Raw genomic sequence first — 15,682 nt, 5'->3', positions numbered from 1 at the left:
TTTCACTCGAATAGCCGGGATATACTTCTTTAGCTATTCCCTAATGAAATTGATATATTCACTGCAGGTTACAAATGAGCAGTGCTTGAAACTTTTTATCAGTGCGGATAATCTTGCGGCGGTTTTGTCCAGATTGATGTAGTGTCTGAATTTATATGCCGGAGATGCTTCATCCACCCTGGGCTGTTCCGGATCTATTTCCCAGGGGTGCATGTAAAATATATAGGCGTTATCTTTTTGAAGAATTTTTTTAACTCCATATTTAAATAGCATAAAGGGCATAAGACGAAAATAGCCGCCTCCTCCGAGGGGAATAATTGTTTTGCCTATTTTTAAATTACTGACAGGTATTTCATAAAAATCTTTTGTTATATTGACTGCAATGCTTTTGTTGTTGCTGTGAGGAAGGGCTAAATGCCCGTATCTGCCGTGCAGGCCAAAGGAGTTGTAGCTGGAGTCGTATTTATATCCGCATTCTTCTATGACTTGTAATACTTTATTGTTAATTGAAAAATTCGGAGCCCTGTAACCGTAAACCTTGGCGCTTATTATATCTTCCAGTATTTTTTTGCATGCCTGGAGATCTGCTTTTAACTCTGGGAGAGGCTGCCGGTCGCAACGCTTGTGAAAATAACCATGTGAGGCAACTTCGTGTCCACGATTGTGAATTTCTTTGACCAGATCAGGAATACGTTCCGCAATCCACCCAAGGATGAAAAAAGTGGCTTTGGGCAGGTTGTTGGTTGGGTGAACATTTTTTAATGAATCAAGAAGGTCAAGGAGCTGATTGGTCTTTTTTTCCACTCTCAGCTCCCTGGATGACCAGGTAGAATATGATATCCAGGGTTTGAAATTTTCTACCTGGAACCAGTCTTCAACGTCGATTGTTAAGATAATATCAGACATAGGTATTTAGTATTGTGAACTGCTATTGTATTGATTTGGTTGTATTTTTCATTGTCTGAATCAGGATTTACATGATTTTTGGATTTTCCTGATTTGTTATTTTATTTTAAAATAATAGGAATGGTTCCTGTTCGCATAAGTCTACAGGTTGTGGATTTTCTTAGCGCTTGAAATAGGGGAAACGTTCTCAATAATCCTGTTTATCTTTTAATCCTGGATATCCTGATTCAGACAATCAAGAAGCCCATAGCGTGTAAATAAACATCTTCAAATTCAGGTTCAAACAAAAAAAGACTTATTTATTGTGAGTTGTGGATTGCAGCGCTTGCCGGCTTTTAAACCATTGAACAAAATTTTTAATACCGGTTTCCAGGGGGGTTGAAGGTGTAAAGCCTACGTCCCGTGTAAGGTCATCTATGTTTGCGTATGTTGCTTTCACATCGCCGGCCTGCATTTCCATAAAGTTTTTTTGGGCTTTTTTGCCGATTACTTTTTCTATTGTTTCGATAAAATCCATCAGTTTTACAGGCTGATTGTTTCCGATGTTATATATTTTATATTTTACGTACGAAGTGCCAGGGTCGGGAGAGTCTCCGCTCCATTTCGGGTTTGGTTCGGGAATTTTGTCCATCACCCGCACAACTCCTTCTACAATGTCATCTATGTAGGTAAAATCCCGCTGCATGTTGCCATTATTGAAAATTTTTATCGGTTTATTTTTAAGAATCGCGTCTGTAAAAAGAAACAGGGCCATGTCCGGCCTGCCCCATGGACCGTAAACCGTAAAAAATCTAAGACCAGTGCAGGGCAGATCAAATAGATGGCTGTAGGTGTGTGCCATCAGTTCATTGGCTTTTTTTGTAGCGGCATACAAGGATACAGGGTGATCAACATTATGATGAACGGAAAAAGGCATTTTGGTGTTTGCGCCGTAAACTGAACTGGATGATGCAAAGACCATGTGATTTACCTTGTAATGACGGCAGCATTCCAGCAGGTTGACAAACCCGGCCAGGTTTGAGTTAACATAAGAAGCGGGATTTTCGAGAGAGTAGCGGACACCGGCTTGGGCTGCCAGATTAACTACAATATCAAAATGATTGTTTTTAAATATATTTTCAAGCCCGGCGGCATCAGCAAGATCTGCTTTAAAAAATGAGAAGTTATCAAACGGTTTTAATTCTTCCAGCCGGGCTTTTTTAAGTTTTACATCATAGTAACTGTTCAGATTGTCAAGTCCGACGACCTTGAAGCCATCATTCAAAAGACGCATGGCCAGATGAAAACCGATAAAACCGGCGGCTCCGGTGACTAATATTGGAATATCAGGGTTCATGATTTTAAATTTTGCCTCATTTTTTATAATATTTTTTTTGTTCGTAGGGGCACAAAATTTTGTGCCCTTCCCCCCAAAAAAACCCAATTTTATCTACCGATACTTAAGTAGGTAAATCCGAGTTTCTCCATCTCTTTCGGGTCGTAGATATTTCTGCCATCAATGATAACCGGCTTTTTTAAAAGTACTTTAACAGCACGCAGGTCAAGATTTCTGAATTCGTCCCATTCCGTCACCACAATCAGCGCGTCGCAGTCTTTGATGGCTTCGTAGGGACTTTCGAAAAATTCAACATCATTAAATATCTGTTTCGCATTTTCCATAGCAACCGGGTCATACGCTTTTATTTTGGCGCCTGCATTTTGAAGCTCTGTTATTATCCGGATTGAAGGGGCTTCCCTGATATCATCAGTTTTAGGTTTAAAGGAAATTCCCCAGATGGCTATGGCGCTGCTCTTTATTTCTGATACTGATTTCAGTTTTTCCACCACAACAGTTTTTTGTTTTTCATTAATTCTGTGAACCGCTTCAAACAAATCAGCATCGCAGCCATACTCTTTTAAGGTTGCGATCAGCGCTTTAACATCCTTGGGAAAGCAGCTTCCGCCATAGCCGATGCCGGCATGCAGGAAACGTGAACCTATTCGTCCGTCCAGACCGAGTCCGCGTGATACGGCCTTGATGTCTGCTCCGGTTTTTTCACAGAGATGGGACAACTGGTTCATAAAACTGATCCTGGTGGCAAGCATGGAGTTGCTTGCATATTTAATCAATTCAGCGCTTTTGATGCAGGTCACCATAATCGGCCTGTCTGTTCGGGCAACTGATCGATAGAGGGAGGTAAGCATCTCTTCCGCGCGGGGACTGTCTGTTCCGATTATTATTCTGTCCGGATTTTCAAAATCTTTTACTGCCGCACCTTCACGCAGAAATTCAGGGTTGGAAACAACATCGAATTCAATGGGTTGAGACTGATTTTCAAGGATCACCCCTTTTACAAGATCTGCCGTTCCAACCGGCACTGTACTCTTGTTGACCACGATTTTATAGCCATCCATATATTTACCTATAGATTTGGCAACCTCTTTAACTGCAGTCAAATCCGCTTCCTGCCTGGAATTGGAGGGGGTACCCACGCAAATAAAAATAATATCGGATTCCTGGATGGCTTTTATTGTGTCAGTGGTAAATTTAAGCCGCCCGCCCTTGAGGTTGCGTTTAAAAATTTCCTCCATGCCAGGTTCATAGATTGTAAGCCGGCCGTTTTTAAGTTGATCTACTTTTGAATTATCAACATCAAGACAAATGACATCGTTACCAAGATTGGCAAAACCGGTTCCTGTAACTAAACCAACGTATCCTGTGCCTACTATTGTTAGTTTCATATTTTATCCGTTGTGAGTTGTTATATAAATCAGTAGAATCCTTCAATTCATAATTTATCATTCAAAATTCATAATTATCACATCAGTTCAAGGCATTTCTTTCGGTCAATTTTTCCGCTGTTTTTTTTAGGTATTGATCTTACAAGTTTTATTAAGCCCGGCAATTTATATTTGGGCAGTCTTGCAGCGCATTCGCCTAATATTTGTGTTTCCGTGGTTTCTTTTTTTTGGGGAGCGACAAGGGCGATAAGTTTATGACCAAGCAGTTTGTCGGGCAGGCCGAAAACGGCGGTCTCAAGTACAAAACCGGTTGCCATTAATACGTCTTCAATTTCCCGTGTGTTGATGCGGTGTCCGCCAACTTTGACCAGGTCGTCTTTTCGGCCTGTGATGTAAAGGTAGCCGTCTTCGTCTTCATAAGCCTGATCACCGGTATGGTACCAGTCATTGTCAAGAGGATCCATGGTATCTTTCCAGTATCCCGCCATGATATTATCACCGGCTGCCAAAAGTTCCCCGGTCCGGCCGGTTGGTACTTCACTGCCGTTTTTATCTACAATTTTAATGGAAACCCCTGGAATGGCCCGACCGATAGAATCTGTTTTTTTATCAAATTTATCAGGTTCTAAATATGTAAGGCGTGCGGATGCTTCGGTAGCGCCGTACATGATATAGATTTCAGTATGTTCCGGCAAAATTTTTCTTAATTCTTTTTTGGTCTGCATTGACATATGTCCGCCGGCCTGGGTGCAATAACGGAGTGAGCCGAGTCGATCTTTATAATCCGCCAGGGGCGATCTGTGAAGCAGATAGGTATAGGTCGACGGCACGCCGGAAAAGCCGGTAACCTGCTCTGCTTCTATTTGTTTTAGCACTGTTGCCGGAAATGCGAATTTATTATTGATAACAACTGTTCCGCCAACCGCAAAATGAGTATTGAGAAGTGATTTGCCCATTACATAAAAAAAGGGTAGCACCACCATCTGTTTGTCTTTACCTGTAAGATTCAGATAGGTACAGATTGATTTAGTGTTGGAAACTATATTATTATGCGTCAGCATAACCCCTTTCGGCTTTCCGGTTGAACCGGAGGTATAGATAATTGAAGCAAGATCTGTTTTTTTGAGCAGCAGGTTCTGATTGTCAGTCGGCCCATCATTAATAAGGTCATCCCATAGCAGGAGAAGAGTTTTGCTTTCCTGCCATTGAAGCCTGGGTTGTTTTAGTATTAAATACTTAAGCTTAAATTGGGAAAGATCGACAGCCTTAAGCAGTCTTTCGAACCTTGCGGAAGAAATCAGTACTGTCGGTTCAATTTCATCCAAAAGCGGCTTTAATCCGTCCGGCTTTATCTCCAAACTGAGCGGAACAGCCACAGCGCCTGCCTTGAGAGTGCCATAATAACTTACGACATATTCAAGGGAGTTTTCAAGAATGATAACAACCCTGTCACCGGTTTTTACTCCACTGTTAATGAGGCTCTTTGCCAAGCGGTTGGCCCATGCATTTATTGTTGCATAACCAGCTCTTGTATCCTCATGTATTAGAGCTATCTTTTCCGGAAACGAATTTGCACTCTGTTCGAGAAAATGATGGATCAGGGAAGATTTCATAAATAAAGATTGTCGATAATTTATTTTTTGTCCGTGTGTGTTTGTGTGGGTCTGTGGCTAATTATTTTCATCATAGTTTTTTTGTAAGATATGCAGTGACATTATCAATCGAATCAAGATTTTCGGGAATCAACTCTTCATCATCAACGCTTATTTCAAACTCTTCTTCCAGGTAATTTACCAGCTCCAGTATTCCGGTTGAATCTATAATCCCTTCTTCCAGAAAAGAGGTGTCATCTTTAAGGCCTTCGTCATTACCAAAAAGAAAATTTTCTATTATAAACTCTTTGATCTTCTGTTTTGTACCGCTCATAACCCTAATTTCTCCTGCGCGTATGCAACCATTTTAGCGTTCTGCTCTGTATATATTTTTTCTATGCCTTCATCCCTGTCCACTATCCCCTGCCTGACCATGTTGGCGATCTCCCACACATAAGGGTGGAAACCGTTTCTTGTAATATGGCAATGATTGGCATAGGCATTAAGCAGGCAATTGGATGAATTCGTATCTGTATCAGAAGGGACTTCCCAGCCTATGGAGTTCAATTCAATCTTGATTTTTTCTTCATCATAATCAAAAAAAGCAAGGGGATGAATATTATATGGGAATCTCTCTTTATAAATTTCATAATAGGAAAGGGGAAGCAGATAACGGCTGATAATATTTTTTGTATCTTCGGGAAAAGACTTTAAAAATGCCTCCTGGGTCAGGCGATTCATAGCCGGGTTCGTTTTCATAATAGCCGACTGAATAGGAGCCTGGCCTGGAGACCATCCGAATGCAACCAGGGGAATCGACATTTCAAGCGCTGTTTTCAGCACTAATGGTTTGACTATTCCTATACAGGTTGTGCATATACTGCTGGCCCTTAGCATGGTTGTTTCCGGGAAAATATCTTTTTGGGCTGTTAATGAAAAGAGTTGTTTTCCAGCCGGCCATGGGAGGCGAAACTGTACAAGATCGGTCTGAAGTTCATCTGTAATCCGGTTTATATTTTCAAAGGCAAAAGGTGATACAAAGTGATTATTAAATGTGAAGGCCAGAATTCTTAAATCATATCGCTCTTTAAGCAGTTTCAAGGTGTAGCTGGAATCCTTGCCGCCGCTGTATGCTACAATTACATCATATACAGGGGCATTGCCTTTATGGGTCTGAATCAAGCCATCAAGCCGTTTTTTGTATTCTGTTTTTTTTGCAGCCGCTTTTGCAAGAGCTTTTTCTTCACGTTTACAATGGTTGCAAACTCCTTTGTCGTCAAATTTAATGCCCGGAAAAGTATCCGGCAAAATACATCTGGTACAAATTTTATTTGCCATATTTATTCCTGTAATCCCAGTTTATGCACATACATTTCGTCAATTAGATGGGTTGAAAGAATTCCGACGATTGCCATATTTTCCCTTTCACTTAAAAGATTCCCCTGGTTTCGGCTGCATTTGGCAACCAAACGGGATACTTTTTTGTGATCAAAATAACCTTTTTCTTTTATAGCGTTTTCAGAGAGCAGTTCTGTCACATAACCAGGCGCTGTTTTCCCGAAAAAACTTTCGCTGATAGGAGCCCGGTAGGGCTGTTTAGGCCTGCTGACAATTTCATTGGGTATTAAATTTTTAGCAGCCCGTTTCAGGATGAATTTTTCCTGGAGGCCGTTCATCCGGTATTTTGGCGGTATTGTGCCTGCAAACTCGATTACCCTGTGATCCAGAAAGGGATAGCGGCCTTCAACCGAGTTGCCCATTGCCATGCGGTCGCCCTGGGAAGAGAGCAGGTAGTTGGGCATGAAGATTGTGCTTTCGGTATATTGGGCTCTGGAAAGGGGTGCCCAGGACATAAATTCCGATGGAAGCGAATCGATAATTTTGTTATAGAATCTGTCTGGTCCGTAAATGTTTGGCCCGCCTGTTTGTGCAAACAGATCTTTTGAAAAAAAATTTTGCAGTGTAAATGTATTCTGCCATCTTGGTAAATGTGAATAAAAGGGTACAGATGTTTCCTGGATCCCTTTTTTAAAAAAGTTTCTTAAAAAGGTTTTTGCCCGGCCGTCATTCCGTGAAAAGATATAAGGATAGAGTCTTTCCAGAAGTTTCGGCCGTAAAACAGAATCAGGATTTTTGGCCCAGAAACGGCGGACCTTATCTTCTTTAAAGATATTATACCCGGCAAAAATTTCATCTGCCCCTTCACCGGTGAGCACAACCTTGAAATTATTTTTACGCACGAGCCCGGAGAGTTGAAAAAGGGGAACAGGTCCGGTTCTTAATAAAGGGGTTTCCGTGTGCCAGATAACTTTTGGGAAAAGGCGGCTGATATCCTGGTTGCTGCAATGGATTGTACTGTGATCGGTTTTAAGATTTTGGATCGCTATGTTCTGAAATACGGCTTCATTAAATCGTTTTTCCTGAAAAGCTACTGAAAAAGTTCTGAGGCGGTTGTTAAAATTATTTTTTACCAGACTGCTGATATAGGTGCTGTCAATTCCTCCGCTGAGATAGCAACCCACCGGAACATCCGCCCTGAGCCTGATTTTGGCAGCATCCTTGAGTAAGGTATTTAGCTCAAGTGCCCAATCCTCCACAGATTTATTTTTGTTTTCATTATCCGGATTGAAGGTTAACTGCCAGTACCTGTGTATTTCCAGTCCGTTGCTGGAGAACAGGGCGTAATGTCCCGGTGGAACCTGGGATATGTTTTCAAAGGTGGTGCGTGCTCCAAAAGATGACCAGCAGGTGAATATATCTGCCAGGGTTTCCGTGTCGATCCTGCGCGGGATTCTGTTGTCGGCAAAAATTGCTTTTATTTCAGAGCCGAAGACCAGGCGCTGATTATCAAGATAATAAAAAAGGGGCCTGATGCCAACCCTGTCCCGTCCAAGCAGCAGGATCTCTTTTTTTGCATCCCACAGGGCAAATGCAAACTGGCCGTTGAGCTCCTTGAACATATCGGTTCCCAGTTCTTCATAAAGATGAACCAGTACTTCGGTATCTGTTTTAGTGGAAAAAAAGTGCCCTTTTAATTTTAAATCTTTACGCAATTCGGGGTAGTTGAATATTTCACCATTAAAGACCACCCAAACGGTTTTATCCTCATTGGCAATAGGCTGATCTCCGGTATCAAGATCGATTATGCTCAACCTTGCATGGGCAAGACCTGCGGGTCCATTGCTATAATAACCTTTTGCGTCGGGGCCCCTGTGATGCAGAAGTTCCCCCATCTGCTCGAGAAGAGGAAGCATCTCTTCCCGATCTTTAAAATTTATTATGCCTGCTATTCCGCACATTGTTTTTGTTGTTGGGTGTAAGGTTTTATATGCTTGGGGCTCTTTAGCCTTATCTATAGCTTTCAGGCATTTTTCATATACCAGTCTATTGTTGCCTGCATGCCGGTTTTAACGTTGTATTGAGGTGAATATTGGAGCAGTTTCTCTGCCCGGCTGATGTCGGCCAGAGAATGTCGAACGTCTCCTTTACGGAAGGGGCCGTAGATCGGTTCAATTTTTGCGATTTCAGATTTATGTGCCGAAAGTCCGCTTTTGATCATATCCAGGAGTTCATTCAAGGTGGTTTTTTCGCCAAAGGCTACATTGTAAACCTTGTTTACTGCTTCGGGAGTATCTGTTACGGCTGCAAGGATATTGGCCTGCACTGTATTATCTATAAAGCAGTAATCTCTGCTTGTTTCTCCGTCTCCGTTTATTACCGGCTGATTGCCTTGCAGCAACATATCGATCCATTTAGGGATTACCGCTGCATAAGCGCCTTCCGGGTCCTGTCTTTTTCCGAAAACATTAAAATATCTCAAGCCTATACTTTCAGTTCCGTAAGTTGTGGCAAAAACATCCGCATAAAGTTCATTAACATACTTGGTAACAGCATAGGGTGATAGTGGGCGGCCGATTTTATCTTCAACCTTGGGAAGATCGGGATGATCTCCGTAAGTGGATGACGATGCGGCATAAACGAATCTTTTAACGCTGTTATCTCTTGCCGCTACAAGCATATTGACAAATCCGTCAATATTGGAACTGTTGGTTGTCAAAGGATCATCAATTGATCTGGGTACACTTCCCAATGCTGCCTGGTGCAGGACATAGTCAACACCGGCGCAAGCCTCCATACAGTCCGGGAGATTAACAATATCCTTTTTTAAAAAAGTGAAGTTTTGCCACTTGTCAGGGCCTGAAATCTGCTCCACCCCATCCAGATTCTCCTGTTTGCCGGTTGAAAAATTGTCAAGACCTGTAACAGTTTGACCTAAATCGAGCAAAACTTCGAGCAAGTTTGATCCAATAAAACCGGCAACACCGGTCACAAGCCATTTTTTGGGATTTTGCTTTAATTGCGCTTTAACTTGATCAATATTCAAAATTTTATTCCTCCCGGCACATAGATTTACAGTTTATTAGCTTCCCAGCCTCCATGGCCTTTCAGGCACAAATGAAATTGAAAAAACAACCCTGTTTTCATCATATTCGTCTTCTCTATCGGTAGAGGCAACAGTGTTATACTGATAATTCAGGTTTAAAAAAATCCACCTGGTCGGAGCGTAACGGCACCCGGCTCCGAAACTTGAAGTTCTGTCAGTCCGATTTTCATCTGTATCAACATATTTGCTGCGTCTGAAAGAATAGCTTATATTCGCACTCAAACGCTGCGTCAAACCGTATTCACCAATACAGGCAATCTCGTAATATTTTTCAAAACCCAGGTTTTCAGCTCCCAGGTTGGCTTCATCGTAACCCATTGCTCCGGTTAAACCTATTGAGCCGCGTCTGAAATCCCAGGTTTTGCCAATATCGCCGGACAAAGAAAGGCCGGAATCGCCGTCACTCTCTTCTCTGTCCTGCATAAAATATCCGATACCTATATTAATGTGAGCATCGTCTGAAATTGCATAATTAATGCCTATGGAAGGGTCAAAAACCTTGTAATCTTCTTCATCGCCATCATAATTCATGATTATATGGTTATAATTTATAAATCCTTCCAGATGCCTGGAAAATCGTTTGATCAGTCTTAAGCTTCCCTGGAATTCTTTGGAATCATCAGCAGGATCATCAGTGCCGGAATATTTCGCCCTTGTGTATGAAAAATCCGTTTCAAATCCCATATCAGGCATGAACCAGTATGTAAGTCCGATATAAGGTGCCTGGCTTTTATTATCATCATCTTCCGGGTTCTCATTCTGGAGAATGTCGTAAATATATCCCATCCGGAAAAAATCGGCCGCGCCGAACTGGTGGGTAAGATTAAGGCTGGTTGTATTTGTATAATATGGTTCTCTGCTCTGCCGCACAGTATGATCCGGATCTCTCAGGGATTCACCTGTTTCCAGGAAAAGATCATCTTCTCCAAGCGGGTCTTCAGTGCGCATAAATGAGTTATTAAGTTCAAGCCTCGTGTTTTTACCTAAATCGCTCCACCCGGAAAACTGGGCACTATGCCTGATTGTGTTATTATCTGTTTCTCTTTTATAAAAAACAAGCGAGGGTTCATAAGAGATAGTTGCGCCGATGCGCCTACCGGAAAAATCAAGAGTAAATCCCGGGGTTATGCTGGTAATATAGTCATGCTCTTTAATCCTGGATGACAGATAAATATTATCGGAATATTCCTCATCAACAGATATCCGCGGCGTAAAATCAGCCTGGAAGCCATAAGCGTTATTTATAATAAAAAATATTCCCAAAAAAAATAGTAAGATTATTCTTTTATTATTCATCATCCCCTTATCCCTCAAACGAAGTGCCCCTCAAGGCCGCAGGCCGGTTCCTCCAGCGAAGCGCTCCTCCAACGCAGCGCTCCTCACGGTACAATTATAGTATCATCAGCCCTGATCAATACATTTTGGTTCAAATTCTTACCTTTGGCGATGTCTTTATAATTTACCCGATACAACTTTTCTTGACCGTTTTCTTTTCTTAAAAGTATAATTTCTTTTTTTGCCGCCCATTCTGTAAAACCGCCTGCAAGTGCAAAAGCCTGCAGAACAGTCAGTTGTTTAACGAGCGGATATTCGCCTGTATTTACTATTTCACCTAAAATGTAGAACCTCTGACTGCTTGGGTTTGTAACATTAACTGTTACAACAGGATTATCAATATATTCTTTTAATTTTATTTCGATTGCTTTTTTGAGCTGAATCGGTGTTATGCTTGCTGCCTGAACATCATCAAGCAGGGGAAATGTTATTTTGCCATCTATTCTTACAAGCACATCTTCCCGTGTAAAATCCGGTTCTTTCCAGGTGATAATTTCCAGGATATCACCGCATCCAATAACATATGAATTTTTATCAGGAACTTTATTACCTGCAAAGCACAACCCGGAAAGGGTAAAAGCTGGAATTAATATAAATAGAGTAAAGTAAAAAAGTCTTAACCTTTTCATAAATTACCTCCTTAATGATATAGCTCCGCCTGGTCAATTACAATGACATTTTTTTAATCTGATTTATTTACAACTGGCTGAGATTGCTTATTTTTTTAACCCAAAACGCAAAACCAAAAACTTAAAACCGTGCCTTAGGGCTCGCTCAGGCACTATCGAGCGCCTTCGCCGAAGAGTACTGTTTTAACGGTACGGAAAATTACAGTTAAGTCCATCGGGATCGACATATTTTTAATATAAAAAAGATCATAGTTCAGTTTTTCAATTGCTTCATCAACAGTCGCGCCATAACCGTAACTTACCTGGGCCCATCCTGTTAATCCCGGTTTTACATTAAAACGCTGGCTGTAATAAGGAATAATGGCTTCGAGTTCTTTTACAAAATGTTCTCTTTCCGGCCTGGGCCCGACAAAACTCATCTCTCCAATCATTACGTTCCAGAGTTGAGGAATTTCGTCTATGCGCCATTTGCGGATATATTTTCCCACCCGCGTTACCCTGTTATCGTCAGTTGTGGCCCAGACCGGGCCGTTTTTTTCAGCATCTGTAAACATTGACCTGAATTTATAAACATCATATGGTATTCCGTTTTGCCCCATTCTTTCCTGGGAAAACAAGATTGGTCCTTCAGAGTCCATTTTGATCAGAATCGAAGTCAAAATTATCAATGGCGAAAACATGATAAGCATGCTCAAGGACAAAAAGAAATCTGTGCAACGTTTAAAAGCGCGCATTATGAATGATTTCTTAAAACCTTTGGAAAAAATCAGCCACCCTGGATTTATTTGCTCTACAATAAGTTTGCCTGTAAGCATTTCGTAAAAACTGTTTCCTTCAAGCACATCGATCCCTGCCACACGGCAGTTTAGAAGCTCCTTAACAGGAAAAACCCCTCTTTTTTCTTTCAAGGCAACAACAATTTTGTCAATATTCAAATCTTTGGCTATTTCACAGAGTCCATCATATCCACTTCGGGATATGGTGATTTTTGTTGCATTTAGTCTGTCGGTATCGGCATCTTCCTTAAAAATCATCTTGACGGTATATCCGCAGTCTTTAGTAGTTTCTATTTCGATTTTTATATTGTTGGCCAGTTCTCCGGAACCAAGAATTATTATCTGTTGATTGAATAAACCGCGCTCAAGAACAAGAGTGTAACATAACCGCCATGATGTAATAAAAATAAGGATAAGAGCAATGCTTATTCCGGATACACCCTTGCCGATAATAGCGCCCGGAAAAAAAAAATAAATTACTGCAAGAATTATAGCAGCAAAACCCACGGCTTGAAAAAGCCGGATGCTAAGTTCTGTGAAGCCGTCAATTACTTTGAAATTATAAAGATTATTATAGTACAGGCATGCCTGTACTATAAATGATATTAAAAATATTTTGCAGTATAACCACCCGCCAAGTATGTTTGAATCTATGATAAACCAGTATGCAATTAATACTGAAAAAAAAATTACAAAGGCTTCTCCGATTACGAAAACAGCATTTCTTATAGGATAGTATTGTTTTAATAACCGCAGCATTATAGTCTATTTACCGTATTTACCATAGCCGTAATAGGATGTAGCTCTTTTGCTCAACCAGTTGAACACAACTCCCAGCACTTTTTCCTTACCAAGCCTGCCGATCATCTCTGCCACCATCTCGCGTTTAGTGCCGCCGTATTTTATCACAAGGAGGATGCCGTCCACCTGTCTCGCAATCACATTTGTTTCTGCCGTCAACTGCGGAGGCGGGGAATCTATTATAATAATACGGTCTTTATATCTTTCCGTGACCTCCACCAGCATTTTTTTCATAGCTTCGGAAGATAAAAGTTCGGACGGGTTGTCAGGAATTTTCCCGCCCGGCAGCAGGGTTAACTTTTTTATTTTTGTTTTCAAAAGGAGCGAAGCAAGGGGAACATTCCTGCTTAAATACTCGCTCAGACCCCGGACGTTATTATAACCGAATCTTGTATGTATACTGGGCTTGCGTAAATCACAATCAATCAGGAGAACATGTTCGTTAATATTCCTGGCAATGCTGACCGCAAGGTTTGCGGCTACAAATGTTTTACCCTCACCAGGCATGGCGCTGGTTACAAGTATTGAGCGCGGAGGTTGCCCGGAAACAGGAAAAAGGATGTTAGTCCGGAGCATTTTGAACTGCTCTGCTTCTATAGAATCAAAATCTGCGTATGCTATAATATCTTCATCGATAACCCTGTTATTATTTTCAAATTCTGAGTCTTTAATCAGGATGCCGGATTTATCAGATCCAGGTTTATCAGATCCGGATTTATCAAATAAAGTCCTGACAAGTTCGGGATACTTTTCAGGTGGCGCCGGAATCGGTTCCTCTTGCTTGGCTTTTTCCAGCGCATCAAATATTTTACCCATTTTTACCCCTGGCTACGTTTAGATAAACTTTTTAAGCAATTCAAGTGCATAATCAACACCTTTCAAGGTCAGTAATGCAAAACCTGCCAATAATACGAATGAAATCATTAATGAAAAAACAGACGCCGCATTATTCAGTCCTCTCAAGACCTTATCCTTTTTATGAAAAACCGATGGTATAGCTGCAATTACAGGAATATTCAGATAAGATTCAACATCATTTATCGATTTAAAGCCCTGGTTGAAAAATTCAAACAAAAAAGCAATGCCGCCTCCAGCTCCAAGCCCTGCTGCAATTGTAAAAAGAAACAGTTTTTTCATATCCGGAGAGACCGGTTTCTGGGGCAGTCTGGCAGGATCGATAATGCGAAATTGCTCGCCTTTTTGTTTTTTTTCCATGTTAACGGAAAGCTCTGCTTCTAGTTTTCTTTCCAAAATAGAGTTGTAGGTATCCCTGATATTGTCATAGTCTCTGTTTAAAGATAAAAGCTCCTGCTCCCTTTTTGGAGTATCTTCAACCCGTTTTTGATAAACGATTATCTGATTATTAAGTTTTTTAATTTCAGATATCAGCCCTGCCTTTTCGCTGTTAAGCTCATTGATGCGGTTTGAATTTGCATAATTTATATTTCTGCTTCTGCCTGATGCCGGCCCATCTGTTTCGCCGGTGTCTTTATCTGATATTTTTCCAGCTTCCATATCTGCAATCATTTTCTGCAGGCGAAGAACATCAGGATGCTTGTCAGTATACCTTGCTTTAAGATCAGATAACTGCATCTGCATCTGCGCCAGGTTAGTCTCAGTACCTGTGCCTTGTGCGGCGTCGGTACCTGCCGGCTGCATTATTGCTGGTTGCGACCGGATTGTTTCAAGATTGGCAAGCCTGTTTTTTACATCCCTGAGATTAATGTTGGCGGAATCAAGTTGTTCCTGAAGCCGTTCAAGGATTCTAAGGTTACTGTCAAGCTGCTCAGGCAATCCCCCCATATATTGTTCCCTATATTCCTTAAGGGTATTCTCCTGTTTAGTGAGCTTTGTTCTGGTTGAATTAAGTTCTCCCGCAAGAAAGTCACTGGTGCCTACAGCCTGGGCTTCCCTGACCTTGAGATTTTCATCAATTACATAGGCGGCAAGTGTATTGGCGATTCTCATTACTCTGTCAGGATCCCCTCCCCTAAAAGAGATTGAAAATGAATCCGCCTCCCTCCTTGACGATCTTGTTACATCAACCGAAATACGCTTTGCAAGTATAGCCACCTTGTCTTCCATGAACATATCCTGATTTTCCGGCTCTGAAAAAAGGTTGAATCTCTTTATAATGTTTTCCAGATTTGTCCTGCTCATGACCCGCTGCGAGATGGTGTTGATTCGGGAATTAATATCACTTGATACTATGGATCGAACATAGGATTGCGGGACCTTCTGTGGCTGGATAAAAATCAGGGTGCTGGCGCTGTATATTTTCGGCAAAGTTATCGCAAGGTAGCTGCCAACCACTATTGCTATGCAAAAGGGAATTATCAAAATCCAGCGCCGTCTTAAAATAATCGCTATGATTTGATCGACTTTGATTGTATTGGCAGTTTCGGCCATTTTCATCCTAAAGTATTATATTATGGTTAATTAGGCTGACTGAACTATTTCATAAAGTTTGAAAAGCAA

Annotated in this window: 13 protein-coding genes; all 13 read right to left on the bottom strand. The window is 41.3% G+C overall.

Features of this window, described 5'->3' with window-relative positions; all coding sequences use genetic code 11:
- Nucleotides 1-33 precede the first annotated feature (33 nt).
- The 13 genes from BuS5_RS00065 to BuS5_RS00005 all read right to left on the bottom strand — a co-directional run bounded on the left by BuS5_RS00065 (nt 34) and on the right by BuS5_RS00005 (nt 15,613).
- The gene (locus BuS5_RS00065) at nt 34-906 is read right to left on the bottom strand and encodes an XrtA system polysaccharide deacetylase (protein ID WP_027353974.1); all 873 of its coding nucleotides are present in this window, start codon (nt 904-906) and stop codon (nt 34-36) included.
- 295 nt (nt 907-1,201) lie between these two features.
- The gene (locus BuS5_RS00060) at nt 1,202-2,242 is read right to left on the bottom strand and encodes an NAD-dependent epimerase (RefSeq protein ID WP_027353975.1); all 1,041 of its coding nucleotides are present in this window, start codon (nt 2,240-2,242) and stop codon (nt 1,202-1,204) included.
- Between the two features lie 89 nt (nt 2,243-2,331).
- Nucleotides 2,332-3,627 (bottom strand): UDP-glucose dehydrogenase family protein, encoded by a 1,296-nt coding sequence (locus BuS5_RS00055; protein WP_027353976.1) that lies wholly within the window; start codon nt 3,625-3,627, stop codon nt 2,332-2,334.
- Between the two features lie 77 nt (nt 3,628-3,704).
- Nucleotides 3,705-5,240, bottom strand: coding sequence for a class I adenylate-forming enzyme family protein (locus tag BuS5_RS00050; RefSeq protein ID WP_027353977.1), 1,536 nt, complete (start codon nt 5,238-5,240; stop codon nt 3,705-3,707).
- Nucleotides 5,241-5,310: 70 nt separating this feature from the next.
- Nucleotides 5,311-5,553 carry an acyl carrier protein gene (locus tag BuS5_RS00045; RefSeq protein WP_035265435.1) on the bottom strand — a complete coding sequence of 81 codons (243 nt, stop codon included), beginning with the start codon at nt 5,551-5,553 and terminating at the stop codon, nt 5,311-5,313.
- Nucleotides 5,550-6,557: a hypothetical protein gene (locus BuS5_RS00040; RefSeq protein WP_051374784.1), complete on the bottom strand. Its 1,008-nt coding sequence runs from the start codon at nt 6,555-6,557 to the stop codon at nt 5,550-5,552. The genes BuS5_RS00045 and BuS5_RS00040 overlap by 4 nt, the downstream gene beginning before the upstream one ends.
- 2 nt (nt 6,558-6,559) lie before the next feature.
- A complete protein-coding gene (gene asnB / locus BuS5_RS00035) occupies nt 6,560-8,518 on the bottom strand; it encodes an asparagine synthase (glutamine-hydrolyzing) (RefSeq protein WP_035265437.1) in 1,959 nt (652 codons plus the stop codon).
- 62 nt (nt 8,519-8,580) lie between these two features.
- A complete protein-coding gene (locus BuS5_RS00030; protein WP_027353979.1) occupies nt 8,581-9,603 on the bottom strand; it encodes an SDR family oxidoreductase in 1,023 nt (340 codons plus the stop codon).
- Nucleotides 9,604-9,639: 36 nt separating this feature from the next.
- Nucleotides 9,640-10,962: an outer membrane beta-barrel protein gene (locus BuS5_RS00025; protein ID WP_157487395.1), complete on the bottom strand. Its 1,323-nt coding sequence runs from the start codon at nt 10,960-10,962 to the stop codon at nt 9,640-9,642.
- An 80-nt stretch (nt 10,963-11,042) separates the two neighbouring features.
- On the bottom strand, nt 11,043-11,627 hold the full coding sequence (locus BuS5_RS00020; protein WP_027353981.1) for a polysaccharide biosynthesis/export family protein: 585 nt from the start codon (nt 11,625-11,627) through the stop codon (nt 11,043-11,045).
- A gap of 152 nt (nt 11,628-11,779) precedes the next feature.
- Nucleotides 11,780-13,162 (bottom strand): TIGR03013 family XrtA/PEP-CTERM system glycosyltransferase, encoded by a 1,383-nt coding sequence (locus tag BuS5_RS00015; RefSeq protein ID WP_027353982.1) that lies wholly within the window; start codon nt 13,160-13,162, stop codon nt 11,780-11,782.
- A gap of 6 nt (nt 13,163-13,168) precedes the next feature.
- Nucleotides 13,169-14,020: a CpsD/CapB family tyrosine-protein kinase gene (locus BuS5_RS00010; protein ID WP_027353983.1), complete on the bottom strand. Its 852-nt coding sequence runs from the start codon at nt 14,018-14,020 to the stop codon at nt 13,169-13,171.
- 18 nt (nt 14,021-14,038) lie between these two features.
- On the bottom strand, nt 14,039-15,613 hold the full coding sequence (locus BuS5_RS00005) for an XrtA system polysaccharide chain length determinant (protein ID WP_027353984.1): 1,575 nt from the start codon (nt 15,611-15,613) through the stop codon (nt 14,039-14,041).
- Nucleotides 15,614-15,682: the final 69 nt, after the last annotated feature.

The organism is Desulfosarcina sp. BuS5, assembly GCF_028752835.1.
Taxonomy (GTDB): domain Bacteria; phylum Desulfobacterota; class Desulfobacteria; order Desulfobacterales; family BuS5; genus BuS5.
This window is presented reverse-complemented; position numbering and strand designations above follow the sequence as displayed.